Genomic DNA, 25,806 nt, shown 5'->3' on the forward strand with positions numbered 1-25,806 from the left:
AGCAGATGAAATCGAGGGCTGCCCGCACGTTCGATCCCGCCGGGGTCGTTTTCGGTGTTCTCGGACCTCTGGTCGTCGCTGCTCTCGGGCTCGTCCTCGCGTACCTGTGGCAGGACCGTCTGCCGGAGCAGGTCGCCACGCACTTCAGCGGCACCGAACCGGACGACTTCGCCGACCCGCTCTCCAACGCCTGGACCCTCGCCATCGTGATCGTGCTGGTGGGCGGCGGGTGCAGTGCCGTCGCATCATTGGCTCGGGTGCTGCTGATCATGCGTCGCACGATGCTGATCATCGGGCTCACGGTCGTCGGGACCATCGGTGTTCTGCAGATCGCGACCCTCGTCCGTGAACTCGACATGGCCACCGCGCAGAGCGTCACCATCCCCGGTTGGGCCATGGCGGTGGGAACCGTCGCCGGCTTCGCGGCCGGACTGTTCGGCGCATCGCGGCTGCGCGACCACCGCGAGCGCGTTCTCGCCACCTCGCCGCCGCACTCCGATCTGCCGCGGTGCAGTCCCGAATTGCCCCTGGTCGTCCATGTCGGCGCCAGTCGAATCGCCGGCACGACCGTCGCGGCGGTATCTCTGGCAGGCGCTGCTCTGACGTGCTACCTGTCCAGCTCGCTGTGGCCGATCTTCCTGTTCGCCCCGCTGACGATTCTCATCCTGTCTCTGCTGCGCTTCACCGTGCACGTCGACAGCGACGGCCTGTACGTATCGAGTTTGGGAATGGCCGCGTTCGACTACGACATCGACGAGATCACCGGCTCGTCCGTTCGGACGGTGGACCCGTCGAAGGAGTTCGGTGGTTGGGGTCTACGGGCCAAGGGACGCGGCAACTACGCCGTCGCCACCGAAGCCGGGCCCGCGGCCTTCGTCACGTTCGCGAACGGGGACCGGCTCACCATCGGGTCTGCCGACGCGGCGATCATCGCGGGAACCCTCAACACCCTCACCGATCGGACCCGCAGCACCACGATGGATTAAGTTAGCCGAGTGAAGTTGTTGCGGGATACCGTGCTGGATCCCTTCCTGCTGGGCATCTTCGCGGTCGCCGCGCTGGCAAGCCTCTTCCCTGCCACCGGCACGGCGGAGGACGTCCTCGGCTGGATCACGCGCATCGCCATCGCACTGCTGTTCCTCATCTACGGAGCGCGGCTCTCGCCGCGCGACGCCTGGGACGGCGTCAAACACTGGCGGCTGCACTCGGTGATCCTGGCGTGCACGTACCTGCTGTTCCCCGCGCTCGGGCTTGCGCTGCGGATTCTCGTTCCCGGCGTGATCAGTGACGACCTCTACACCGGAATCCTGTTTCTGTGTCTGGTCCCCTCGACCGTCCAATCCTCGATCGCCTTCACCTCCATCGCCCGCGGCAACGTCGCCGGAGCTGTCGTGAGTGCATCGTTCTCCAACATCATCGGCGTGTTCGTCACCCCACTGCTGGTGATCGCCTTGATGACCACCACGGGTTCCGTGACCATCGACCCCGGCTCGGTACTCGATATCGCTCTTCAACTGCTGCTTCCGTTCGCCGTCGGTCAGCTGATCCGGCCCTGGGTGACCGGATGGCTCACCCGACACAGCGCGCCGACAAAACTCGTCGACCGCGGTTCGATCCTGCTGGTGGTCTTCGCCGCATTCAGCGAATCGATGAACCAGAACGTGTGGTCGTCGGTAGCGGTGTGGCGCATCGGCGTCGTCGTCGCCGTGTGCGCCGCGTTGCTCGCCCTGGTGCTCACGATCACCTGGTACGGAGGCAAGTGGTTGGGCTTCACGTTCGAGGATCGATTGGTGCTGCTGTTCTGCGGATCCAAGAAGAGTCTGGCCAGCGGGCTACCGATGGCGGCGGTGCTGTTCGTCGGCCAACCCGTCGGACTGATCGTGCTGCCGCTGTTGATCTTCCACCAGATCCAGCTGATGGTGTGCACCGTGATCGCGCAGCATTTCGCGCGACGGCCGGAATCGGAACTGGGCCCCGTGGCCCGCGTCGCGGACTAGATTGAAAACCAGTCGAGAACTCGGGAGAAGACGATGACCAGGAAACTGCACACCGACGGCGTCGTCTCTGCCGCCTACACCGGCCGCCTCGCCACCAATCCCGTACCCGCACTGCGACTTCCCGAGGACCAACTCGATCCGGAAGCCGCATACCGCTACATCCACGACGAACTGATGCTCGACGGCAGCTCGCGCCTGAATCTGGCGACGTTCGTCACCACGTGGATGGATCCGCAGGCCGAGAAGCTCATGGCGGAGACGTTCGACAAGAACATGATCGACAAGGACGAATACCCGTCCACCGCGGCCATCGAAGAGCGCTGCGTCAACATCGTCGCCGATCTGTTCCACGCGCCCGGACTCGACCGAAAGGACCCGTCGTCGGCCACCGGCGTGTCGACCATCGGGTCCAGTGAGGCCGTGATGCTGGCCGGGTTGGCACTCAAGTGGCGCTGGCGAGCCAAGGGCACCGGAACGGCCGCGCCGAATCTGGTGTTGGGCAGCAACGTTCAGGTGGTGTGGGAGAAGTTCTGCCGCTACTTCGACGTCGAGCCCAAGTATCTGCCCGTCGAACGTGGACGCTACGTCATCACCCCCGAGCAGGTTCGGGATGCAGTGGACGAGAACACCATCGGCGTCGTCGCGATTCTCGGCACCACGTTCACCGGAGAACTCGAACCGGTGCAGGAGATCTGCGCGGAACTGGACAGGATCGCGTCGAGCGGAGGCCCGGACGTCCCGGTCCATGTCGATGCGGCCAGCGGCGGCTTCGTCGTTCCGTTTCTCGACCCGGATCTCGAATGGGACTTCCGGCTGCCGCGGGTCAAGTCGATCAATGCCAGCGGCCACAAGTACGGATTGACCTATCCGGGAATCGGATTCGCAGTCTGGCGCACCAAGGAAGATCTTCCCGAGGACCTCGTGTTCCGGGTCAACTATCTCGGCGGAGACATGCCCACCTTCACCCTGAATTTCTCCAGGCCGGGTAATCAGGTGATCGGGCAGTACTACAACTTCCTGCGACTCGGCAGATCCGGATACACCGACATCATGAAAGCACTGCGCGACACGGCCGTTCGTGTGAGCAGGCATCTCGACGAACATCCCGACGTCGAGGTCGTCACCGACGGATCTGCGATCCCGGTGCTGTCGTTCATGCTGAAGGATCACTGCGACTTCACGGTCTTCGACGTCTCCCACGAACTACGCGCCCGTGGATGGCAGGTGCCGGCATACACGATGCCCGACGACGCCACCGACGTCGCAGTTCTCAGAGTCGTTGTCCGAGAGGGTTTCAGCGCGGATCTGGGCCGAATGCTGTGCAGCGCCATCGACGAAGTGATCGACGGACTGAAATCAGGCGGGCACTCGAACGCGAGGGCCTTCTCCCACTGAGTGCCTGCGGCAGTGGTGCGCTTGAGTGCCCTGGGTGGCACCTGACCGCACCACTGCGTAGCACTCAGTTCCGGTCGACGTCGATCGGATGGGATGCCAGCAGCGCCAACGGCATCGGCTGCCGACGCAACACATGGGCCCACAGGTCGATGCGTGGTGGACCGATCACATCGGATGGCAAGGCAGACAACACCATCCAGTCTTCCCGGTCCAGTTCACCTTCGAGCTGGCCGAACGTCCACCCCGAGTACCCGGCGAAGATGCGGACACCTTCGACCAGTGGGGCGATATCGGCAGGATCGGAATCGAGATCGACCATCACCACTCGGCCGTCGACGCGTCGCAGACCGGCAACACCGTCGAGCGACACGCCGGTCCGCAGCGTCGCCAGGCACAGCGCCGAATCGCGCTTGACCGGGCCACCGACGTACAGCGCCTGCGGCTTGGCGGCCAGCTCGGACCAGTTGGGCAGCACGTTCTGCACCGCGGTATCGCTGGGACGGTTGATCACGACACCGAGGCTGCCCGCATCGTTGTGTTCGATGATGTAGATGACGGTGCGCCGAAACGTGGGCTCCACCAGTTCGATGGACGACACCAACAGGCTGCCTGGGCGGACATCGCGCAAGGCCGATGTCGTCTGGTCCTCGGGTTCCTCCGCATGCGATGCCACGCTAGCCATTGTGGCACCGCGCACCCGCCGATGTGGCGCAAGCACCGCGGCCAGTTTCCATGGGTCGTTCCGCGGGCTCCACTCCCGCCTCGGCCCTACCGGAGCCCGGCGATCTCGGTGAGAAGTCCCAACTGATACTCGAACAGGTCGTCCCTGTTGGCGAACGTCGTGGCACCGTACTGATCGAACACGTCGAAGCTGATGGCCCCGAACAGTGACGCCCACACCATGACTCCCAGTGCGATCAGCCCGTCGGGCAGATCCGTCTCCATCTGCGCACGGATGTCCTCGAAGCTTCCGTGCAGTGACGCCAGCTCCGGCGGATCGGCCTCGACGTCCGGTCGACGTGTCTGCCACGCCGAGTGGAGGACGGCCACCAACGTGGTGATCACGCGCGTGCCCGGCCCGGTGGTCTGCTCCGCGGGCGCGTGATAGCCGGGCACCGGACTGCCGAACAGCAACGCGTAGCGCGCCGGCTCCCGCAGTCCCCACTGTCGAACCGTCCGGCCGAGCGCGAGGAACTTCTCCCTGGGACTGTTTACCGCGTCCACCGCCGCGTCGACAGCGTCCCCGAGCTCGGTGTATCCGTCGACGACGAGCAGGGTCAGCAGCTCGTCGCGGCTGGCGACGTACCGGTAGACGGCGGAGGACACGACGCCGAGGTCCCGGGCGACTGCCCGCAGCGACAGGGCCGCGGCACCGTCGGCGGCCAGGTGCTCGCGTCCGATCCGCGTGATGTCGGCCAAGGTCTGCGCACGGGCTCGGGTGCGGGGGGTGCTCGCCATGGCTCTCACAGTAACTGCCGCTCTTTTTGGAGAGCACTGCTCTTGCTTTATTGCGGCCACGGGTGCACACTCGATACATCAGAGAGCACCGCTCTCGTTTACCGAATTGGAGCAGTCATGACCGAACTACACGTCGTCACCGGAGCCGGGCCCGTCGGCTGGACCGTCGCCGAACAACTTGCTGCACAGGGCCACTCGGTGCGCGTCCTCACCCGGTCGGGTAGCGGACCGGATCATCCGATGATCGAACGCCGCGCCGTCGACATCGAATCCGACGATCTTCGACCCCATCTGAGCGGTGCCACCGCGATCTACCACTGCACCCACGTCGCCTACGAGGACAAGGTGTGGCGGGACAAACTCGAAGCGATGGAAAAGCGGGTGCTCGACGCGGCCGCGGGCACCGTCGTCGCGTTCCCCGAAAGTCTCTACGCATACGGCCGGGTCGACGGACCGATCCGCGAGGACTCGCCCCGAGACGCGACGTTCCGGAAATTGGGAGTACGTACCGAGCTCCTCGCTGCGCGTGATGCGCACGCGACCCCCACCGTCAGCGTCGCCGCCTCGGATTTCTACGGACCACGCGTGCTGGCCTCGCACATGGGGGAGCGGGTGATTGCGCCGATCCTGGCCGGCAAGCCGATCCGCGTCGTCGCCTCCGCCGATCTACCCCACTCGTTCACCTACGTCCCGGATCTGGCAGCCGCGATGATCACCGCCGCGGCGTCGCCATCGCTGTGGAACACCGTCCTGCATGCCCCGACAGCTCCCGCGGTATCGCAGCGATCCATGATCGAGATGTTCTCCGCTGCAGCTGGACTCACCGCACCGAAGGTCGGCGTCATTCCGGCCTGGGTGATGCGCGCACTGAGGCTGGTGCCCGGCCCGATGAAGGAACTCGGCGACACGCTGTATCAGTTCCGCTACCCCTATGTCCTCGACTCGAGCCGCAGCGAGAGCATCCTGGGGCAGCAGCCCACCTCACTCGTCGACGGTACGGCCGCCACGATGGCGTGGTGGGCCTCGACTCCCGCTGTCTCCGTATGACGCGCGGGGGCTAGAGTCCCGTCGGTGAGCGACGCGTCCTTCCGTACCCGACTGCGCCGGTCTCCGGGAGTCGGCAAGCTGACCACAGTTCGGTTCGCCGGTCAGTTCGGCGACGGGTTGTTCCAGGCCGCGCTCAGCGGTGCCATTCTGTTCAACCCGGAGCGTGCGACGAACCCGGCCGAGATCGCGGCGGGATTCGCGGTGTTGCTCGTCCCGTATTCAGTGGTCGGACCGTTCGCCGGGGCATTGCTCGACCGCTGGGATCGCCGCTCGGTCCTGCTGTGGGCCAACTTGATTCGCATCGTTCTGATCATGGCCACGGCAGGACTGCTGTGCAGTGGGGTCGATTCCACACCACTGCTTCTGCTGGCGTTGGCCACCGTGGGGCTCAGCCGGTTCGTGCTCGCCGGAGCGTCGGCATCGCTTCCTCACGTGGTTCGGCAGTCGTGGCTGGTGCCGATGAACTCGGTCCTTGCAACCGTCGGCTCCGGTTTCGCCGCCGCGGGTGCCGGCCTGGCTGTCGCGGTGATCGGCATCGTCGGTGCCGGCGATGTCGGCTCGGGGATCGCCGTGGGTCTGGCGGCCACCGGCTCGGTCGCAGGCGCTCTCGCGGCGGCACGGTTTCGGCCCCGATCACTGGGACCGGGAACCCCGAGCCGAACCGACAGTACTGTGAAAGACGTTGCGACAGGATTGAAATCGGGCGCACAGGCCGTCTGGCGCTCGGCCGGCGTCACGACCGCGATGATCGGCATCGGCGCACACCGCATCGTGTTCGGCATCAACACCCTGATCATGGTGTTGATTCTTCGCGAGACGACAGCGAGCAGCTTGCCCGGAGGACTCGCCGGCTTCGGCATAGCCGTGGGTGCCACCGCCACCGGCATGTTCCTCGCTGCCGTCATCACCCCCTTCGTCGTTCCCCGGTTGGGGCGCACCCGCACGATTGCCTCCGCTCTCGTGCTCGCCATCGCGGCGCAGCTCGGAGCCGTCTCCGCCCTGACGCAGACCAGCTTGCTGATCGGAGCCTTCCTCCTGGGCATCGCCGGGCAGACCGTCAAGCTCAGCGGGGACGCCGCCATGCAGATCGAGATCGACGACGCCCACCGCGGACGCGTCTTCGCGTTGCAGGACACCGTGTTCAACGTGGCATTCGTCTCTGCCCTCGCCGCTGCGGCCTTCGCCGTCGGCCCCGACACGACCGATCTGAGCCAGGACCCCAGCGCACACACGCTGGTGTTCGTCGGGGCGGGAATCTATACCCTCGGCCTGGCCGCAGCGGTGATCGACACCAGGCGCGCACGCCTCTGACGTGGTGTATCTTCTCGTACCGGACCGATGAGTATCGTCGGAGATCACGGGGGCAACACATGCAGGGCCGTACGACATCGCTCGGCTGCATACTGGCAGTTGCCGCTGGTACGGCCGTCCTTGCTGCGCCCCCGGCGTTCGCAGCCCCGCCGCCGCCGGTGAACTCTTGTGGGGAAACCGGTTTCGACCCCAAGGACTACCCACCCGAGCCCATCGGACCCGGCAATCCACCGCAGTTGCCGCCGTTGCCGGACCGCGTGGTGATCCCCGTGCCGTACCCGTCGATCGAACTCGTGCCGGTGCCCGACCCGGCCCCGAACAACACCCGCGTACAGGCCGATGTGCTGACCGACCCGTGTGCGGACCCGTGCCCCGATCTCACCGACGACACCGATTCACCGGCATCGGGCTCCGCAGACCATCTGCCGTTCCCCCGCATCGAGATCGACCCGCAACCCGAAACCATTCCCATCCCGATCCCCGGCCCCGGCGGTACCCCGGGAACCCCGCCGCCCGCTCCCGCCGTCACCCCAGCAGAGCCCGGACCCACGACGATGCCACCCGCGGCACCTGCCGTCGGACACGTCGAGGTCGTCTCGCAGGTGACCGGACCGGGATCGGAGAACCGCACCGACAAGCGCTGGCAGGTCGACGGCACCGATCTCGGCATCATGTGGGAGAGCAAGCCCGGCGAGATCGCAGTGGCATTCGGCGATTCGTTCGGCAAAGGGTGGGAATTCGGCGTCGTCGGCGGCGACGACTGGCGATCCAACGCACTGGGACACAGCACCGACACCGACCTGTCCGACGGCATGACCCTGGACTCGATGGTGCAGGACTCGCGTTGCCACGCAGCCGAACTGCTGCCCTCGCGCAAGATCGAGAACTGGGAGACCACGGTCATCCCCACCTCCGGGTTCGCGATCGATGATCGACAGTACATGTCCTACATGTCCATTCGACGCTGGAGCACGATCCCCGGCATGTGGTGGACCAACTACGGCGGTATCGCCTACTCGGACGACAACGGGTCAACCTGGGTCAAGGACGAGCATGCCAAGTGGGACAACGTCTTCGGCTTCTCGAAGTTCCAGGTGTCGACGATGGTCCCGGCGGGGGAGTACGTGTACATGTTCGGCACCGTCAACGGTCGCGTCGGACAGGTCGGGCTCGCGCGCGTCCCGAAGGCGGACGTGCTGAACAAGACGGCCTACCAGTACTGGGTGAACGGCACCTGGGCTCCCGTCGGCTCGAACGAGGCCACCCCCATCGCCGACGGTATGGCCGGGGAACTGTCGGTCCATCACGACGAGGCCCGTGACCTCTGGCGGATGACGTATCTCGATCCACTGCGCGGCGATATCGTTCTGCGCGAGGCGAATTCGCCGCAGGGGCAGTGGACCGCGCCGGCGACCCTGATCGACACCGCCGAGTACCCGAAGACCTACGGCGGCTTCGTTCACCCGTGGTCGACGGCGGACGAGCTGTACTTCACCGTCTCGGAGTGGGACAGCTACAACGTCTATCTGGTCAAGGCCGAGCTGCGCTCGTCGTGAGCGGAAATTCGTAGTGGGCTACGAACGTTCGCGCACGTGCGCGGGACGCGCCTAGTGGGTGGGCCACCACTCGAGCAACGCGGCCTCGGCCTCCTCGCGAGAGAGCGGTCCCCGATCCAGGCGCAGTTCTTTCAGGTACTTCCAGGCCTTGCCCACATCGGGTCCGGCCGGGATGTTCAGCAGCTCCATGATCGCGTTGCCGTCGAGGTCGGGCCGCACCCGAGCCAGGTCCTCCTGCTCGGCAATACGGGCGATGCGCTCTTCCAGGTCGTCGTAGGTGGCCTGGAGCGCCGCAGCTCGTCGCTTGTTTCTCGTCGTCGAATCCGCGCGAACCAGCTTGTGCAGCTTGGGAAGTAGCTCGCCGGCATCGGTGGCGTAGCGGCGGACAGCAGAGTCGGTCCATTGACCCTTGCCGTAGCCGTGGAACCGCAGATGCAGGAACACCAGATGCGAGACGTCCTCGATCATCTTCTTCGAATACTTCAACGCGCGCATACGCTTTCGCACCAGCTTGGCACCCACGACCTCGTGGTGATGGAAGCTGACTCCGCCGCCCGGCTCATTGCGTTTGGTGTCGGGCTTGCCGATGTCGTGCAGCAGTGCAGCCCAACGCAATACGAGATCCGGATCGCCGTCCTCCAGATCGATCGCCTGCTTCAACACGGTCAACGAGTGCGAGTACACGTCCTTGTGCTGGTGGTGCTCGTCGATCTCGAGCTTCATGTTGGGCACCTCGGGAAGGATGCGCTGCGCCAGACCCGTCTCGCACATCACGTCGATGCCGTCGATCGGGTGCGCACCGAGGATCAGCTTGTCCAGCTCCACCTGGATTCGCTCGGCGGTGATGCGATCGATCTGATCCGCCATGTCCTCGATGGCTCGGTGCACCCGAGGCATCAGCGAGAAGCCCAGCTGGGAGACGAACCGCGCAGCCCGCAGCATCCGCAACGGATCGTCGCCGAACGAGACCTCCGGTGCCGACGGGGTATCGAGAACGCCCTCGAGCAGCGCATCCATCCCGCCGAGCGGATCGACGAATTCCTGGGCGCCGTCGGCTCCGAGACGCACAGCCATGGCGTTGACCGTGAAATCGCGGCGCACGAGATCCTCTTCGAGGCTGTTGCCGTACTGCACCTCGGGATTACGGGAGACCTGATCGTAGGAGTCGGTGCGATAGGTGGTGATCTCGATCGTCTGGCCGTCCTTGGCCGCACTGATCGTCCCGAACGCGATGCCGGTGTCCCACTGATGGTCCGCCCAGCCTGACAGCAACGACTGAACGTCCTCGGGCCTGGCGTCGGTGGTGAAATCCAGATCGGTTCCGAGTCGTCCGAGAACTGCGTCGCGCACCGTGCCGCCCACGAGGTACAGCTCGTGCCCGGCTGCGGCGAACAAGGTACCGAGCGGAGTCAACACCGGAGCGAGTTCGCGCAACGTCACAGCAGCTCCCGCCAGCAACCTCTCCCGGCGGGCATCGGTGTGCTCGGCGGAAACGGAGGACAGGGACTGATCGGCCACGGTGGAAGAGCCTACTTGCGCCGAGACCAACGATTGTCCCGGCCTTCACCGCGCGGTGCGGCACGGTAGAAGAGTGCGCACAGGCAACTAGTATGGATTGGGTGTCTGCTGCCGAACGTGCGAACAGGAGCCGCCGCAACCCGCGGCGGCGTCAGGCACGCGCCGACACCGAAGCACCCAAGCTGAGGACCGTCCGCGAAACCTCGGCAGGAGGCCTGGTGGTCGACGGCCTCGACGGGCCGCCCGCCAAACGCTGCGCCGCCCTGATCGGCCGCACCGACCGTCGCGGACGCCTCCTCTGGTCCCTGCCCAAGGGACACATCGAGCAGGGCGAAACGGCCGAACAGACCGCCATGCGCGAGGTCGCCGAGGAAACCGGCATCCGCGGTACCGTCCTGGCCTCGCTGGGCAGCATCGACTACTGGTTCGTCACCGAGGGCCGACGCGTCCACAAGACCGTCCACCACTACCTGCTCCGATTCCTGGGCGGCGAACTCTCGGACGAGGACCTCGAAGTGACCGAGGTCGCGTGGGTTCCGCTGACCGAACTACCGTCCAGGCTCGCCTACGCCGACGAACGCAAACTCGCCGCCATCGCCACCCGCCTGATCGACGACATGAGCAGCGGCAACTCGGGCGCATCCATCCCCGGCGGGAAGTGATCGTGCGGGCCCGGAAGGTCGCTGCCGCCGCATTGACCACGTTCGTTCTCGCGGTGGCACCGTCGGTCGGCACCGCGGCACTGATCCCGGCACAACTTCCCGACGCCGGAGCCCAACCCGACTCCTCCGTCGGCGATACGAGCGGTACCACCAGCGCCGTTCCGGACACCCCGATGACGCAGGACGGCAACCCCTTCCTGACGCTGAGTATCGAAACCGTCGCCCCCTCCACCGTCACCACCAGCAGCGATCCGTTCGTGACGGTGCGCGCCACCGTGAAGAACACCGGGGACCGCCGCGTCGACGACGTCAGTGTCCGGATGCAGGCCGCGGATGCCGTCGACACCACGGCCGGACTGCGGACCTCGCTGACCCTCGACCAGGACCGCTTCGAGCGTGTCGGCGATTTCGTCACCGTGGCCGAGTCCCTGGAGAAGGACGAGAGCCGCCAGTTCGACATGTCGATGCAGCTGCGCAGCACCACCGAACCCTCCCTGGGAATCGAGGCCCCTGGCGTCTACCCGCTTCTGCTCAACGTCAACGGCACTCCCGAATACGGCGGAACCGCACGACTCGACGACGCCCGCTTTCTGCTCCCGGTCGTCGGACTGCCCCGCAACCCCGGTGAGATGGACCCCACCGCTCCCGACGCGATGCCACTGCCTCCCAACACCCGCAACCCCGTCGCCATGACGGTTCTGTGGCCGCTGGCCGACATTCCGCGACTCGCTGCCGGGATACCCGGTTCGGTCGACGAGCGCGTTCGGCTGATCGACGACGAACTCGCCGGCGAGCTGGCCACCGGTGGCCGACTCGACACCCTCCTCAAGGCCGTCGAGTTCGCGACACAACCCGGCCTCGATCCCGACGGCCGACTGGCGTCGAGCCTGTGTATCGGCCTCGACCCCGACCTGCTCGTCACCGTCTCGAACATGACCCGCGGCTACCTCGTCGTCGACAACCCGGCCGACCCTGCCGGCACGACCCGCGAGGGCACCGGAAGCGCAGCCGCAGCTCAGTGGCTGTCCCGACTGGAAACGATCGCATCGAGCACCTGCGTGACGGCGATGCCGTTCGCCCAGACCGATCTGGGGGCGGTGGCCGACATCGGCGATCCCACGCTGCTCAGCAGTGCCGTCAGCGCCCCGGCCGACATCGTCGACGGCATCCTCGGCATCACCTCGACACGCGGCTTCACCTGGAGCACCACCGGTGGGGTCGACGCGAACACCGCCGACGCCCTGCGAGCGGCAGGCACCGGCACCGTCCTGGTCGCCGACAACAGCATCAGCCCACCGACCTCGGCACCGACCTCCCTGCTGGCGACGACCGACAGTTCATCGACCGGAACCGAGCAGACCCAACCGCTGGCCGCCACCCACTACGACGCCGCCACCGCAGCGGCATTGGCCGGGGTCGGGGCCACGCCGTCCACGCCTGCCCTCACTCCCTCCGAGCAACGCTTCGATCTCGCCACGGACTCGCGCACCGCACGCCTGCAGGACGCGCTCGGAGCCGTCAACTTCCACGCCCTCGTCGGTGCCGATCGGCCCGGACGCACCGTCACCGTCGCGCCCCCGCAGTACTGGACCGCGGGCGGAGACGAACCGTCGGCGATTCTGTCGACGGTGTCCTCGCTGCTGCGGTCCGGACTGGCGACGCCGCGGCCTCTGGCCGAGTTGCTCACCGAGCCCACGACCGGAACTCCGGTGACCGGCATCGACGCGGCCACCGAACTCGATGCCGGCACCATCGACCTGGTGCGATCGCAGAGCGCCCGAGTCGACACCCTGATGCAATCGCTCGTCGAGGATCCGCAGTCGGCGCTGACTCCACGCCTGTACACCGCTCCGCTCCGCGAGGACATGCTCCGCGCGCTGTCGACGGCAGGTCGCGCGAGCGCCGCCAGCGAACGAACCGGCACCATGGCGCGCGACCGACTCGCGGCAATCCGCATCGGACTGGACACCATCTACGGATCGGTGACCGTGCTGGCCCCCGGCGGCGTCTACACCCTCGCCTCGGAACAGAGCCCGCTGCTGCTCGTCGCCCGCAACGACCTCCCCGTCCCGGTCAACGTGCTGCTCCAGGTCGACGCACCACCGGAGATGACGATCAGTGACGTCGGCGTCACCCAACTTCCGGCCCGGGGATCACGGACCATCACCGTTCCGGCCGAGGTCGACGACACGCGCAACCTGTCCGTCGACTTCTCCGTCACCACGCTCGACGGCTCCCGGCTCGGCGAAGTGTCCACGGTGTCCGTGCGATCGAACGCATACGGCCAGGCACTGGCGATAATTACCGCCTGCGCCGGAGCTCTCCTACTGTTACTTGCAGGTCGACGCCTCTGGCATCGATTCAGAGGTCAACCAGACCCGGCCGACGAAGGGTACGAGAGACCATGACTGGCAACGTCCCGTACGACGGCGACCTGCCGCGGTCACGCCTGCCCGCGTCGCAGGTGTTCCGACGTACGACGCCACCGCGGTCCGCGCCCTGGGAGCGGCAGGCGCGGCCGGAGCTGCGCTCGTACCCGGCACCGCCGTCGCTCGACGGGCAGCCCGCCGCCGACGACACCGTCACCCAACTCATCCCACGCTTCCGCGAGGAGGATTACCCGCAGGCACCCTCCGGAACGGTCCCGCCGACAGAGCTTCCGCCGAAGGGGTCCGACTCGGCACCGCAACCCGAGCCGAAACCGCAGAAGTCACTGCTGGCTGCGTCGGGTTCGATCGCGGTGGCGACCCTGGTCAGCCGCATCACCGGATTCGCCAAGCAGGTCGCCATGACGGCCACCCTCGGCCCAGCGCTGGCCAGTGCGTTCACCGTCTCGACGATCCTGCCGAACATGATCTCCGAGCTGGTCCTCGGTGCGGTGCTCGGAGCGATCGTCGTTCCGGTGTTGGTCCGGGCCGAGCAGGAGGACGCCGATGGCGGGCGAGCATTCGTTCGACGGCTGTTCACCATCGCGGTGGCGCTGCTCGGAACCGTGGCGCTGGCCGCAACGATCGCGGCCCCGCTGCTGGCGCGGCTGATGCTCGACGGCGATCCGAAGGTCAACGAGGACCTGACCATCGCATTCACCTACCTGGTGTTGCCCGCGCTGATGTTCTACGGATTGTCCGGCCTGCTCACGGCGGTGCTCAACACCCGGCAGAACTTCAAGCCCGGGGCCTGGGCACCGGTGTACAACAACCTGATCGTGCTCGGCGTCTTCGCGCTGTACTTCTTCATGCCGGGCGAGATCAGCGTGAACCCGGTCGAGATGGGCAACCCCAAACTCCTCGTTCTCGGCCTCGGAGTCACTGCCGGTGTCATCACCCAGGTCGTCGCGCTGATCCCGGCACTGCGCCGTGAACGCATCGACCTGCGCCCGCTCTGGGGATTCGACGAGCGCCTGAAGAAGTTCGGCGCGATGGCCGCCGCGATCGTGCTCTACGTCGTCATCAGCCAGATCGGGCTGATCGTGGCCACCAGGATCGCGTCGGGCACCGACGACGCGAGCAACGTGATCTACTCGCAGGCCTGGATCGTCCTGCAGCTGCCTTACGGCATCCTCGGCGTGACGGTTCTGACGGCCATCATGCCCAGACTCAGCCGCAACGCCGCCAACGGTGACACCCCGTCCGTCGTCGACGACCTCTCGGTCGCCACCCGCCTGACGATGGTCGCGCTGGTGCCCATCGTGGTGTTCCTGACCTTCGCGGGCCCGTGGGTGGGCGAGGCGCTGTACGGCTTCGGCCGGTTTGCCGATGTCGCACCCCGACTCGGCGAGGCCGTGAGCTGGTCGGCGTTCTCCCTCATCCCGTACGCCCTCGTCCTGATCCATCTCCGCGTGTTCTACGCCCGCGAGAAGGCCTGGACGCCGACGTGGATCATCCTCGGCATCACCGCCGTCAAGATCGGACTGTCTCTGCTCGCCCCGATCGTCGCGTCCGACCCGGATCAGGTGGTGCTGCTCCTCGGCGCAGCGACCGGCCTCGGGTACACGGTCGGCGCGATCATCGGCGGATACCTGCTACACAAGAGCCTGGGCCGCCTGCGGATGGCCAACGTCGGCAAGACGGTCTGGCTGGTCCTCATCGCCTCACTGGCCGGCGGTGCGGCCATGCTCGCGATCGACCGGATCCTGGGTCTCGACGCCATGACGAACGGCTGGATCGGCAACTTCGTCCGCGTCGCGATCGACGCCGTCATCATGCTCGGCATCACCTTCTCGATACTCTGGTTCGGCAAGATTCCCGAAGTCCTGGCAGTCACCGTGGCCCTGAGCCGCGTCGTTCGGAAATTGCGCGGCACAACCGCTCGGACGGACACCGATCCGGCCGCCGCAGAAACCGGCGTGATTCCGGTTATTCGAACCGAGCCCACATGGGACACTGCGCGGGATCGGCTCCCGTACCCTGGTCATCGGCACCCGGGGGCAGAAGCCAACGCAGGTCGACCTTTTGCAGGACAACACGGGGCATATTCGCCTGAAGGAGTGACAGTGACCGACGACGAAGTTGCTGGGGGGCCGGCACAATCTCCAGCAAGCGAAGCCGACCGAACGAGCGGCGGCGGCGTCGAGGTCGACACCCAGGACCGCACCGAGCCCGTGAAGGCCGACGCTGCCTCGCCATCGAAGAGTGCGAAGCCCGCCGAGACACCGGCCGAGCCGAAGGCTGCACCCGAAGCGAAGAAGTCGGCCGCAGCTCCCGAGCCGGACGCCGAGAAGGCAGCCGACAAGCCTGCCCCGAAGCCGGCCGACAAGACGGTCTCCATCTCCAAGGCCGCTCTCGCGGCCCGTCCGACCGACAAGACCATCTCCATCTCGAAGGCCGATCTCCCGGTCGAAGCCGACAGCGACAAGAAGGCCACACAGGAGTCGAAGCCTGCGGCCGACGCTGATTCCACAGCGGATGCGGATTCCGAGAAGACCGAAGCGGCACCGGCCACACCCGACGCCTCCGACTCGAACAGCACCGACGAGGGTGCCACTGCAGCAGCCCCGGCGAGCGCTCCCGAGCGCACGCTCCGCGGCCCGACGCTCATTCCCGGTGCCTCCGTTGCCGGTGGCCGCTACCGACTGCTGGCACCCCACGGCGGAGCACGTGGACTCAAGTTCTGGCAGGCACACGACGTCAAGCTCGATCGCGAGGTCGCCTTGACGTTCGTCGACGCCGATCAGCAATCGACCGCCTCGACCGACGACCGCACGCAGGGACCGCAGGCGATTCTCTCGCGCACGCTGCGTCTGGGTCGGATCAATTCGCCCGGCCTCGCCCGCGTGCTCGACGTGGTACGCGGCAGCTCCGGCGGCATCGTCGTTGCGGAGTGGACTCCCGGCCGCTCACTGCGTGAGATGGCCGACACCGTGCCCTCACCGACCGGCGCTGCGCGTGCGATCAAGGTCCTCGCCGCAGCGGCCGAGGCAGCGCACCGCAGCGGAGGCGCCCTGTCGATCGACCACCCCGATCGGGTGCGTATCAGCTCGAGCGGCAACGCCGTCCTCGCATTCCCCGCGACACTGGCCGACGCCGACCCGAGTTCGGACGTCCGCGGACTCGGCGCGATGCTCTACGCCCTGATCACCGCCAAGTGGCCGCTGTCCGACACCACCGGCGATGCCGTCGTGTCCGGTGATGCAGCTCCGGCACGCAGCGTCGGTGGCATGCGTCCGGCCGACCGTGACGACAAGGGTGCCCCGCTCGAGCCGAGGCAGGTTCGTCCGGACGTTCCGTTCGAGATCTCCGCCGTCGCCGTGCGGGCATTGGAACAGAACAGCGGCATCAGGACCGCTGCCACCGTGCAGCACGTTCTCGATCAAGCAGCAGTGGTCAACGACAAGACGGATCTGATGCCGGCGCTGCGACTGGGCCAACGAGCGCCCGGTGCCAGTGGGCACTCGCTCGCCGATCCCGAGGAGATCGCTGCCGAGAAGGCCAAGTCGATGCGCACCAACATCGCCATCGCGGTGCTCGGTGCCCTGACGGTGGTGGTTCTCGCATTCGCCGGCTTCTGGCTGTTCACCTCGATTGCCGGCAACGACACCGACACTCCGCTCGACACCCAGGACTTCGGTCTCACCACTCCTGCCACGGCACCACCGGCGGGCGATGCGGCCGCTGCGCCGCCGGCCGAGACCGGTGGACCCGTGGCGATGGAGGACGTCAGCGTGTTCTCACCTCAGGGTTCCGCCGACAACCCCAGCACCGCGTCCAACGCGATCGACAACGACCCCACCACAGCGTGGACGACCGACTCGTACTTCCAGCAGTTCCCGGCCCTCAAGAACGGCGTCGGGCTGCTCGTGTCCATTCCGTCCTCGACGCTGCAGAACGCGTGGATCGAGTCGACATCTCCCGGAACTGTCGTCGAGATCCGGTCGGCCCCGAACGGCTCGCCCAGTCTCAGCGACACCACGCTCCTCGGTGAAGCCACACTGCAGAACGGCCGCACCGACATCGCCCTGAGCGACGCGGAGCCGACCGGGAACGTGCTCGTCTGGATCACCCGACTCGGCGAGCAGGGCGGCCGCATCGCCACCTCGATCTCCGGGATCGGTTTCGACTCCTAGATCGGGCTTTCGGTAGCCGATACCGACTTGTTTCGTACTTCGCGGTCTCGATGGCTTAGGCTCCCCCCAATGCGTTAACACGGGGGGAGCCGTTTTCGTATGACCGAACGTTTCGATTCGGCGCCAGGGGAGCGCACGGATGCGGAGCTTCTTGCTGCCCATGCGGCCGGGGAGCCGAATGCCTTCGCCACGCTGATCTACCGACATCACGAACATCTGTGGCTGACGGCTCGACGCACCAGCTACACGCCCGAGGACGCCTCCGATGCTCTGCAGGAGGCACTGCTCTCCGCTCACCGCACGGCCGGGTCGTTTCGCGCCGACGCCGCGGTGCGAAGTTGGTTACACAAAATCGTCGTCAATGCCTGCCTGGACCGCATCCGAAGAAACAAGGCTCGGCCGTCGGTTCCGTTGAGCGAGAACGAAAGTCACGAGCCCGTTTCGCCCAGGGACCGGATCTCCGAGACGGAGACGAGCATTCTCGTTCGACAGGCTCTGATGACGTTGCCACCCGACCAACGCGCAGCCGTCGTCATCGTGGACATGGAGGGCTATTCGGTGGCCGACGCTGCCGTGTTGCTCGGTGTTCCCACCGGTACCGTCAAGAGTCGATGCGCCCGCGGCCGGCTCAAACTCTCGACACAGCTCGCGTATCTGAAAGATGCAGGGAACCGAATCTGACCCTCTCGCGTCTATACCGTGTGAGAAGGAAAGCAGATTCGGCGGAGGGAGGGCAGGAACGTGTCGTCGAGCACCGACGCTCCACAAGCCCCGTTCTCGCCGGAACTACTCGCCGATCTGCATGCGGATGCACTTCCCGAGGACGTCAGCAGACGACTGTGGCCACTGGTTCGTCTCGACGAGGATTCGATGCGGATCCTCGCCGGTCTCGACGCCGTCTCGGCTCGACTCCACGAGATGGGTGAGGACCCCACCGGAACGTTGTCGATTCCGCCCGAGGTCGCCCGGCAGATCGACCGCACTGTCCAGACGGTCGAGCGATCGGCATCCACGCCGGGGGTCGTCGTTCCGCTCCGTCCCCGAAGACGACGTGTCGTCCTCGGAACTGCCGCTGCCGCAGCACTTCTGGTGGCCGGGTCGGTTGCCGTCGTGGCACTGTTGTACACCCCGAACGAACCCGAATCGATCGCCGCCGACCCGTCGCAGGCTCCGGATTCGTCTCTGGTGCTCGATTCCGCCGACCTCGATTCCGGTTTCGCCTTCAGCATCATCGGCAAGCGCGATCCCGGAGCACTCGCCGATCCCGCCGATCTCGCTGCCTGCCTTCGGTCCAACGGTGTGGATCCGGCCACCACCGTTCTCGGTTCGAGTCGAGTGCGCGTCGACGGCCGAGACGGAACCCTGCTCGTCCTCGCCGGAGCACAGCCCTCACAGTTCATCGCCCTCGCGGTGGGCAACGACTGCGGCACCGCCAACCCCGACGTGCTCACGCGTCGCGATATCGGCTGACGGATCTCTCACCGGGGAACAACTGCCTCTAGGGTGGTGTTGACCAGATGTACGTCGAGAGCCGTGTGCGCTGAGCACTCGCTTGTCGACGACACGTACACGCCGCACAAGATCGGAAGGTCTGCATTGAGTACCCCCAAGGTTCACGATCTCATCATCGTCGGCTCGGGACCGGCCGGTTACACCGCCGGCGTCTACGCCGCACGCGCGGAACTGGAACCGATCCTGTTCGAGGGAACGCAGTTCGGTGGTGCGCTGATGACCACGACCGAGGTCGAGAATTTCCCCGGGTTCCGCGAGGGCATCATGGGCCCCGATCTGATGGAACAGATGCGCGAGCAAGCGCAGCGATTCGGTGCCGACATCCGAACCGAGGATGTCGAGGAGCTCGACCTGACCGGTCCGATCAAGACCGTCTCTGCCGGCGGCGAGACCTACCGGGCTCGCGCGATCATCCTCGCGATGGGCGCAGCAGCTCGCTACCTGTCCATCCCGGGTGAGGAGAAGCTGCTCGGACGCGGTGTCAGCGCCTGCGCCACCTGTGACGGCTTCTTCTTCCGCGATCAGGACATCGCCGTCATCGGTGGTGGCGACTCGGCCATGGAGGAAGCGACCTTCCTCACCCGCTTCGCACGCAGTGTCACCATCGTGCACCGCCGCAGCGAGTTCCGGGCGTCGCGCATCATGCTCGAGCGCGCCAAGAACAACGACAAGATCCGCTTCCTGACCGACACCAAGGTGCTCGAGGTCCTCGGCGACACGAGCGTGACCGGACTGTCGCTCGAACACGCCGACACCGGCGAGAAGACCACCCTGGACGTGACCGGAATGTTCGTGGCGATCGGTCACGATCCCCGCAACGAACTGGTCAAGGGCCAGGTCGAGCTCGACGACGCCGGCTACGTCAAGGTCGCGTCGCCCACTTCGGCCACGTCCGTCGAAGGCGTGTTCGCTGCCGGAGACCTCGTCGATCACGTGTACCAGCAGGCCATCACCGCTGCGGGTACGGGCTGCACCGCGTCGATCGACGCTGAGCGTTGGTTGGCCGAGCAGGGCGATATCACCACCAACACACTCGAACACGCCGACCAACCGGTCGACGCCGTCAACGCCTGACAGGCACCGAGCTTCCAATATCGAGGAGATAGACATGTCCGACGACAAGAGCACTGTCACCATCACCGACGCATCGTTCGTCGACGATGTTCTGACCAGTGAGAAGCCCGTCCTGGTCGACTTCTGGGCCACCTGGTGCGGCCCGTGCAAGATGGTCGCCCCGGTTCTCGAGGAGATCGCGGCCGAGCACAAGGACAAGCTCACCATCGCCAAGCTCGACATCGACGCCAACCCGCAGGCCGCCCGCGACTTCAAGGTCATGTCGATTCCGACGCTGATCCTCTTCCAGGGCGGCAAGCCGGTCAAGCAAATTGTCGGCGCAAAGGGCAAGGCCGCGCTGCTCAAGGACCTCGAAGGCGTTATCTGACTCACCCGCACACCGTGTGGATTGCAGCGGAAGCCAGTCTTTCTGCGACAATCATCTGATGTGCCGATGCTTCGGCATCGGCACATCGGCACATCGGCCGCGAGGTGCGAGTGCCGTCGGAACGATCGAGAGGCTTTGTCGAGGATGCAGGAACTCAGTCACGGCGATTCCGGACCCGCCGTCGCCGAGGTCCGCGGCACCCTGTCGGCACTCGGCTTTCTCCACGAAGCAGTCGTTCCCCCAGGTCCGATGGCCGACGGCCACTGGACCGCTCCCGGATCCGTGTTCGACGGTGCCCTCGGAGGTGCCGTGCGCGCCTTCCAACAACACCGCGGCCTGCTGGTCGACGGCGTGGTGGGCCCGGCCACGTATCGCGCGTTGAAAGAGGCGTCGTATCGCCTCGGCGCTCGAACCCTCATCTATCAGCTGTCCGCTCCGCTGTACGGCGACGACGTCGCCTCGTTGCAAACGAGACTTCAGGATCTCGGCTTCTACAGCGAACGCGTCGACGGCTTCTTCGGTCCGCGCACACACGAGGGTCTGTCCTCGTTCCAGCGCGAGATCGGGCTTTCCCCCGACGGCATCTGTGGGCCTGCGACTCTGCGCTCTCTGGACCTTCTCGGAACTCGTGTCACCGGTGGATCCCCTCACGCCATGAGCGAGGAAGAACTCGTTCGTAAGTCCGGCCCCCAGTTGACCGGCAAGCGCATCGTCATCGACCCCGATCTCGGCGGAGCAGACACCGGACACATCGTCGACGGAGCGTTCGGCCGAGTCTCCGAATCGGAGATTCTGTGGGATCTGGCCAGTCGGCTCGAGGGCCGCATGGCCGCGACCGGCATGGAGACGTTCCTCTCCCGTGCGCGCGGAACCAATCCTTCGGTTGCCGACCGCGCCGAGACCGCAAATGCCTGGGGTGCCGATCTGATGATCTCGTTGCGCTGCGCATCGAGCACCAGCCCCATGGCCAACGGTGTCGCAAGCTTCCACTTCGGTAACTCGCACGGATCCACCTCGATGATCGGCCAGGTACTGACCAGCTACGTACAGCGTGAAATCGTCGCTCGCACACCGCTTCTGGACTGCCGTAGCCACGGCCGCACGTGGGATCTGTTGCGTCTGACCAACATGCCGACCATCCAGATCGACCTCGGCTACCTCACCAACGAATCCGATGTCGAAGTGCTCAGCGACCCGAAGTTTCGCGACATCATCGCCGAAGCAATTCTGATCGCCGTCAAACGTCTGTATCTACTCGGGCAGGACGATCAGCCGACCGGAACGTTCACCTTCGCGGAGTTGCTCGCCGAAGAACTCGCCGCCTCCGATCGCCCCTGACCGACCGCGCACGAACGTGTCGATCGGTGAGTACTCAGCGCGCCCCGACCGTCGACTTCTGCTCGATGTCGACGACGGAGATACTCGCCGCGATCAGTAGCTGCTCGAGTGCGGATTCGACGTCCTGCTTCCACCCGTGATCACGATCGAGCTCGAGCCGTAGTCTCGGGAATCTGTGGTGGGGAGCGATGACCTCGAACCCGACCTTCTCGAGGAAATCCGCTTCGATCATGCACGTCGATGCCGAACACGTCAGTTGTGCGGTGGCGTTGGGAACCACCGGCGCAGCATCGTCGGCGTTGCGTCGAATGCCGAACGCTTCCAGAGCGCGAACGCCACGATTGACCAGATCACCCACGACTGCCTGGATCAGGGTCGCCGAATGCAGATCCGCGTCGTCGGGCGAATCGATGCGGAGTTGGGTCAGTAGAACCGCATCGTGGCTGACGGGCGAAGTCGGGAACGTCGCCGCGCGTGGAACTGCTCGGGGTGGGCAGTAGAGCGCGCAGCCGATCGTCCTACCATCGATGGACAGCAACTGCCCACACGATCCCCACTCGAGCATGATGGTCGACAGCCATACTTCGTTCTCGAATTCGAGATCGACCGACGAACTCTCCGACGCGGGATCGAGTACCCAGAAGCTGCACCGCCGCGAATGCGTCGGCAAGTGCTCGAACGAACCGAGCGTCACTCCGGTCACCATCGCCGACACCGCTTACCTCAGCCTTCGTGCACTCGTTCAACGCGAGAATTCTCCGTCGGAGTCGATCCGCTCCTCGACAAGGATGTCACATGGGTTGTTCCGCAGGCGTCACCCCCGCCATTCCATCGTCGAACCCGTCGAGCGGAGCGAATCATTCAAATGCGTTGTATGACAATATCTTTCGACCCTTTTGCGAACATTCGTGACCACCTCCGACCGAGCTACGTCACAGTGACGTTTCGACCGCGTATGACTGGTCCTGAAAATTCGCGACTACATTTTCTTCTGTGCTTCCATCATCTCGACGATCCTCTGAAGGTCATCGACCGAGCCGAATTCGACCACGATCTTGCCTTTCCGCTTGCCGAGACTGACCGTCACCCGAGTATCGAACGAATCCGAGAGGCGATCGGCGACGTCCTGGAGGCCCGGCATCTGAATCGGCTTGCGACGGGGTGCCGGATCCGGGCTCTTTCCGTCCTCCCGATTGGCGAGAGTGACGGCCTCCTCCGTCGCGCGTACGGAGAGACCCTCGGCGACGATTCGCGCAGCCAACGACTCCTGCGCATCGGAACCCGCGTCCAAGGACAACAAGGCGCGGGCGTGTCCGGCCGAGAGAACTCCGGCCGCCACTCGTCGTTGTACGGGAATCGGCAGCTTCAACAGACGAATCATGTTGGTGACGACCGGACGTGATCGACCGATTTTCGCAGCCAGTTCCTCGTGCGTGACGTCGAATTCCTCGAGCAACTGTTGGTAGGCCGCCGCTTCTTCGAGCGGATTGAGCTGTACCCGATGGATGTTCTCGAGCAAAGCATCGCGCAACATCGCATCGTCGGCGGTCTCCCGAACGATCGCAGGGATCGACTCGAGGCCGGCTTCCTGGCTCGCACGCCACCGACGCTCGCCCATGACGAGCTGATATTTCGCGTCACCGGCACCAGCAGATCCCGATACGAGGCGCACAACGATGGGCTGCATGAGTCCGAATTCACGGATCGAGTGCACCAGTTCGGCCAACGACTCGTCGTCGAAGACGTGCCTCGGTTGCTTCGGGTTGGCTTCGATCCGGTCCGGTGCGATCTCGCGATAGACGGCACCGACGGGGGAGAGGTCGTCTCCACTGAGCACCGGCGGTGTCGGAGTGGGCGCCGTGGCTGTCTCGGTGAGATCGTCTGCGGGTGCGGTTCGCTTCGGCTTGGTGGACGTATCGGGACGGTCCTTGGCGTTGCGATCCGCGCCGATGATCACGTCTGCCGCGGCGTTACCGAGGCGTGGTCCGGCGTCAGGTCCGGTAGGGATCAGTGAGGCCAGGCCGCGACCCAGACCACCCTTACGTGTCGAACTCATCTGGTTACTTCTTTCGTGCTTCGTCGATGCCGGCCGATCGGGCAGCGAGCTCTCGTCCGGCGTCCAGGTAGCTCATCGCACCTCGCGAACCGGGGTCGTAATCCAACACCGTCATGCCGTACCCGGGAGCCTCGGATACCTTCACGCTGCGGGGGATGACGGCGCGCAAGACGGCGTCCCCGAAGTGCTTGCGTACTTCTTCTGCTACCTGGTCCGCCAACTTGGTCCGGCCGTCGTACATCGTCAGGATGACGGTCGAGACGTGCAGTTCGGGATTCAGATGAGACTGCACCAGCTCGATGTTGCGGAGGAGCTGACCCACGCCTTCGAGCGCGTAGTACTCGCACTGGATGGGAATCAGTACCTCGGTCGCGGCCACGAGCGCGTTGACGGTCAGCAGACCGAGCGACGGCGGGCAGTCGATCAGGATGAAGTCCGCGTCGATGCCTGCGAGCTCCTCCACGGACAGCGCCGTCTTGAGGCGCCCTTCGCGAGCGACCATCGACACCAACTCGATCTCGGCTCCGGCGAGGTCGATGGTTGCCGGGATGCAGAACAACCGGTCGCTGTGCGGACTCTTCTGCACCGCGTCCTTGGCGCTCACCTCACCGATGAGGACCTCGTAGCTCGACGGCACACCTGAGTGGTGCTCGACGCCCAACGCGGTGCTGGCGTTGCCCTGAGGGTCCAGATCGACCACGAGAACCGTCAGGCCTTGGAGCGCGAGCGCGGCAGCCAGGTTCACGGCGGTCGTCGTCTTCCCGACGCCACCCTTCTGGTTGGCAATGGTCAGCATGCGTCGCTTCGCCGGTTTCGGCAGCGACACCGATCCGGGATGCAGAACCTGGCTGGCTCGATGTGCCGCGGCACCGATGGGGGTGTCGTTCGGTGAGATCGCGTTGGTGTACTCGAACCCTGAGCCGGCCGTCACCCCCGACTTGTTCTCCGAGTTGCTCGAGGCGTTCTTCTTGGGCGCTGTTTCACGTGAAACAGCGGGATCGGACCCACCCGACATATGTGCTCCTTAGTGCGGAACTGACTGTGTTCAATACGATCGATCGGGTCGAGCGCGCGGCGTGTGAGCCCGCAATCGACTTCAGTGACGACTCAGTCTCCGCGGCTCACGCACCGCTCTGACGACAATGGTGGGAGTGGGCAACAGCCCCACTCCGCACTCCACTACCTCCAGCTTGCCAGCACCCATCCGAGCGAGGGAAGCCCGGTCACGTTCGATCTCTTCAGCGGCGCTCGAACCCTTCAGAGCCAGCATTCGACCGTGCTCGTGAACGAGCGGCAGCGACCACTTTGCAAGCTTTTCCAAAGGTGCCACCGCCCTCGACGTCACCACGTCGGCGCCGCCGGCTTCCTTCTTGACGCCGGGCTGCTCCGCGCGGCCGCGCACGACCAAGATGTTCAGATCGTGTTCCTCGATGAACTCGGCGAGATACACGGTCCGCCGGAGGAGGGGCTCGACGAGTGTCACGCGCAGATCGGGTCGCGCGATCGCCAGCGGGATCCCGGGCAAGCCCGCGCCGCTGCCGATGTCCACGACGGTCTCGCCTTCATCGATGAGCTCACCGATCGCCGCACAGTTGAGGATGTGTCGCTCCCAGAGCCGTGGAACTTCACGCGGTCCGATGAGTCCTCGTTCGACGCCTGCCGTTGCCAACGAGTCGTGATACCTCCGTGCCAACTCGAGCCGGTCACCGAAGATCTGCTCTGCCACGGCCATCACTTGGTTGCTGTCCGAGCCTTCTTGTTCCACGTGAAACATCTTCCCGTGCCCGAGCGCGGAACGCCAAACGACATCGCTGTAACTCGGCGGATTGCGACATCGACACCGGAATTGGCGACAGCACGTGCGCCGTGCGGGCGCCCTTCGGACCGAGCCGCAGCAAGTCACGATTGGCGAGCCAGCCGGTTTTCGGCCAGGTCCGTCCGAGCAAACCGATC

At 65.6% G+C, this 25,806-nt stretch carries 21 protein-coding genes; 14 read left to right on the forward strand and 7 right to left on the reverse strand.

Going from position 1 to position 25,806, the window contains the following annotated elements:
• Positions 1 to 5: 5 nt before the first annotated feature.
• From CH274_RS02865 to CH274_RS02875, 3 genes are read left to right on the forward strand one after another with little or no spacing between them, the layout of a single operon-like run.
• Entirely contained in the window at positions 6 to 986 is a 981-nt protein-coding gene (locus CH274_RS02865; RefSeq protein WP_094656682.1) for a DUF1648 domain-containing protein, read from the forward strand.
• A 9-nt stretch (positions 987 to 995) separates the two neighbouring features.
• Positions 996 to 1,997, forward strand: a complete 1,002-nt coding sequence (locus CH274_RS02870) for a bile acid:sodium symporter family protein (RefSeq protein ID WP_094656683.1) — start codon at positions 996 to 998, stop codon at positions 1,995 to 1,997.
• A 33-nt stretch (positions 1,998 to 2,030) separates the two neighbouring features.
• Positions 2,031 to 3,392: a glutamate decarboxylase gene (locus tag CH274_RS02875; protein ID WP_045197745.1), complete on the forward strand. Its 1,362-nt coding sequence runs from the start codon at positions 2,031 to 2,033 to the stop codon at positions 3,390 to 3,392.
• A 64-nt stretch (positions 3,393 to 3,456) separates the two neighbouring features.
• On the opposite strand, the gene CH274_RS02880 is transcribed toward CH274_RS02875, so the two are convergent.
• Complete coding sequence (locus tag CH274_RS02880) at positions 3,457 to 4,074, reverse strand: YqgE/AlgH family protein (RefSeq protein ID WP_032396966.1); 618 nt, start codon at positions 4,072 to 4,074, stop codon at positions 3,457 to 3,459.
• A gap of 86 nt (positions 4,075 to 4,160) precedes the next feature.
• Entirely contained in the window at positions 4,161 to 4,850 is a 690-nt protein-coding gene (locus CH274_RS02885; protein ID WP_094656684.1) for a TetR/AcrR family transcriptional regulator, read from the reverse strand.
• Between the two features lie 117 nt (positions 4,851 to 4,967).
• Between CH274_RS02885 and CH274_RS02890 the strand changes: the two genes are divergently transcribed.
• The 3 genes from CH274_RS02890 to CH274_RS02900 are packed head-to-tail and all read left to right on the forward strand — an operon-like array spanning position 4,968 to position 8,764.
• Positions 4,968 to 5,897, forward strand: a complete 930-nt coding sequence (locus CH274_RS02890) for an NAD-dependent epimerase/dehydratase family protein (RefSeq protein ID WP_094656685.1) — start codon at positions 4,968 to 4,970, stop codon at positions 5,895 to 5,897.
• A 24-nt stretch (positions 5,898 to 5,921) separates the two neighbouring features.
• Positions 5,922 to 7,208, forward strand: a complete 1,287-nt coding sequence (locus CH274_RS02895) for an MFS transporter (RefSeq protein WP_094656686.1) — start codon at positions 5,922 to 5,924, stop codon at positions 7,206 to 7,208.
• A gap of 59 nt (positions 7,209 to 7,267) precedes the next feature.
• A complete protein-coding gene (locus CH274_RS02900) occupies positions 7,268 to 8,764 on the forward strand; it encodes a DUF4185 domain-containing protein (protein WP_094656687.1) in 1,497 nt (498 codons plus the stop codon).
• Between the two features lie 51 nt (positions 8,765 to 8,815).
• Here the strand turns inward: CH274_RS02900 and CH274_RS02905 are convergent, their stop codons facing one another.
• Complete coding sequence (locus CH274_RS02905; protein WP_094656688.1) at positions 8,816 to 10,282, reverse strand: CCA tRNA nucleotidyltransferase; 1,467 nt, start codon at positions 10,280 to 10,282, stop codon at positions 8,816 to 8,818.
• Between the two features lie 101 nt (positions 10,283 to 10,383).
• Between CH274_RS02905 and CH274_RS02910 the strand changes: the two genes are divergently transcribed.
• The 8 genes from CH274_RS02910 (at position 10,384) to CH274_RS02945 (ending at position 21,797) form a co-directional block, all read left to right on the forward strand.
• Positions 10,384 to 10,944, forward strand: a complete 561-nt coding sequence (locus CH274_RS02910) for an NUDIX hydrolase (protein ID WP_045200652.1) — start codon at positions 10,384 to 10,386, stop codon at positions 10,942 to 10,944.
• Between the two features lie 2 nt (positions 10,945 to 10,946).
• A complete protein-coding gene (locus CH274_RS02915; protein WP_094656795.1) occupies positions 10,947 to 13,352 on the forward strand; it encodes a glycoprotein in 2,406 nt (801 codons plus the stop codon).
• Positions 13,349 to 17,506, forward strand: a complete 4,158-nt coding sequence (locus tag CH274_RS02920; protein WP_179275621.1) for a lipid II flippase MurJ — start codon at positions 13,349 to 13,351, stop codon at positions 17,504 to 17,506. The genes CH274_RS02915 and CH274_RS02920 overlap by 4 nt, the downstream gene beginning before the upstream one ends.
• A gap of 99 nt (positions 17,507 to 17,605) precedes the next feature.
• Positions 17,606 to 18,187, forward strand: a complete 582-nt coding sequence (gene sigM / locus CH274_RS02925; protein ID WP_032396975.1) for an RNA polymerase sigma factor SigM — start codon at positions 17,606 to 17,608, stop codon at positions 18,185 to 18,187.
• Positions 18,188 to 18,247: 60 nt separating this feature from the next.
• Entirely contained in the window at positions 18,248 to 18,976 is a 729-nt protein-coding gene (locus CH274_RS02930) for a hypothetical protein (protein ID WP_094656689.1), read from the forward strand.
• Between the two features lie 126 nt (positions 18,977 to 19,102).
• Positions 19,103 to 20,092 carry a thioredoxin-disulfide reductase gene (gene trxB / locus CH274_RS02935; RefSeq protein ID WP_032397344.1) on the forward strand — a complete coding sequence of 330 codons (990 nt, stop codon included), beginning with the start codon at positions 19,103 to 19,105 and terminating at the stop codon, positions 20,090 to 20,092.
• A gap of 34 nt (positions 20,093 to 20,126) precedes the next feature.
• Positions 20,127 to 20,459, forward strand: coding sequence for a thioredoxin (gene trxA / locus CH274_RS02940; RefSeq protein ID WP_008711582.1), 333 nt, complete (start codon positions 20,127 to 20,129; stop codon positions 20,457 to 20,459).
• 144 nt (positions 20,460 to 20,603) lie between these two features.
• On the forward strand, positions 20,604 to 21,797 hold the full coding sequence (locus CH274_RS02945) for an N-acetylmuramoyl-L-alanine amidase (protein WP_032396977.1): 1,194 nt from the start codon (positions 20,604 to 20,606) through the stop codon (positions 21,795 to 21,797).
• A gap of 34 nt (positions 21,798 to 21,831) precedes the next feature.
• Here CH274_RS02945 and CH274_RS02950 read toward each other — a convergent pair whose 3' ends face one another.
• The 4 genes from CH274_RS02950 to rsmG form a co-directional block, all read right to left on the reverse strand.
• Positions 21,832 to 22,512 carry a hypothetical protein gene (locus tag CH274_RS02950; protein ID WP_032396978.1) on the reverse strand — a complete coding sequence of 227 codons (681 nt, stop codon included), beginning with the start codon at positions 22,510 to 22,512 and terminating at the stop codon, positions 21,832 to 21,834.
• A 264-nt stretch (positions 22,513 to 22,776) separates the two neighbouring features.
• Positions 22,777 to 23,853: a ParB/RepB/Spo0J family partition protein gene (locus CH274_RS02955; RefSeq protein ID WP_094656690.1), complete on the reverse strand. Its 1,077-nt coding sequence runs from the start codon at positions 23,851 to 23,853 to the stop codon at positions 22,777 to 22,779.
• A gap of 4 nt (positions 23,854 to 23,857) precedes the next feature.
• The gene (locus CH274_RS02960) at positions 23,858 to 24,868 is read right to left on the reverse strand and encodes a ParA family protein (protein WP_032396980.1); all 1,011 of its coding nucleotides are present in this window, start codon (positions 24,866 to 24,868) and stop codon (positions 23,858 to 23,860) included.
• A gap of 81 nt (positions 24,869 to 24,949) precedes the next feature.
• Complete coding sequence (gene rsmG, locus CH274_RS02965; protein ID WP_094629016.1) at positions 24,950 to 25,627, reverse strand: 16S rRNA (guanine(527)-N(7))-methyltransferase RsmG; 678 nt, start codon at positions 25,625 to 25,627, stop codon at positions 24,950 to 24,952.
• Between the last annotated feature and the right edge of the window lie 179 nt (positions 25,628 to 25,806).

The organism is Rhodococcus sp. 06-418-5, assembly GCF_002258285.1.
In the GTDB taxonomy this organism is placed as follows: domain Bacteria; phylum Actinomycetota; class Actinomycetes; order Mycobacteriales; family Mycobacteriaceae; genus Rhodococcoides.

Coding starts and splice junctions, on each gene's coding strand:
- CH274_RS02865 (WP_094656682.1), top strand. CDS start 6: ATGAAATCGAGGGCTGCCCGCACGTTCGATCCCGCCGGGGTCGTTTTC.
- CH274_RS02875 (WP_045197745.1), top strand. CDS start 2,031: ATGACCAGGAAACTGCACACCGACGGCGTCGTCTCTGCCGCCTACACC.
- CH274_RS02880 (WP_032396966.1), bottom strand. CDS start 4,074: ATGGCTAGCGTGGCATCGCATGCGGAGGAACCCGAGGACCAGACGACA.
- CH274_RS02885 (WP_094656684.1), bottom strand. CDS start 4,850: ATGGCGAGCACCCCCCGCACCCGAGCCCGTGCGCAGACCTTGGCCGAC.
- CH274_RS02890 (WP_094656685.1), top strand. CDS start 4,968: ATGACCGAACTACACGTCGTCACCGGAGCCGGGCCCGTCGGCTGGACC.
- CH274_RS02900 (WP_094656687.1), top strand. CDS start 7,268: ATGCAGGGCCGTACGACATCGCTCGGCTGCATACTGGCAGTTGCCGCT.
- CH274_RS02920 (WP_179275621.1), top strand. CDS start 13,349: ATGACTGGCAACGTCCCGTACGACGGCGACCTGCCGCGGTCACGCCTG.
- sigM (WP_032396975.1), top strand. CDS start 17,606: ATGACCGAACGTTTCGATTCGGCGCCAGGGGAGCGCACGGATGCGGAG.
- trxA (WP_008711582.1), top strand. CDS start 20,127: ATGTCCGACGACAAGAGCACTGTCACCATCACCGACGCATCGTTCGTC.
- CH274_RS02945 (WP_032396977.1), top strand. CDS start 20,604: ATGCAGGAACTCAGTCACGGCGATTCCGGACCCGCCGTCGCCGAGGTC.
- CH274_RS02955 (WP_094656690.1), bottom strand. CDS start 23,853: ATGAGTTCGACACGTAAGGGTGGTCTGGGTCGCGGCCTGGCCTCACTG.
- CH274_RS02960 (WP_032396980.1), bottom strand. CDS start 24,868: ATGTCGGGTGGGTCCGATCCCGCTGTTTCACGTGAAACAGCGCCCAAG.
- rsmG (WP_094629016.1), bottom strand. CDS start 25,627: ATGTTTCACGTGGAACAAGAAGGCTCGGACAGCAACCAAGTGATGGCC.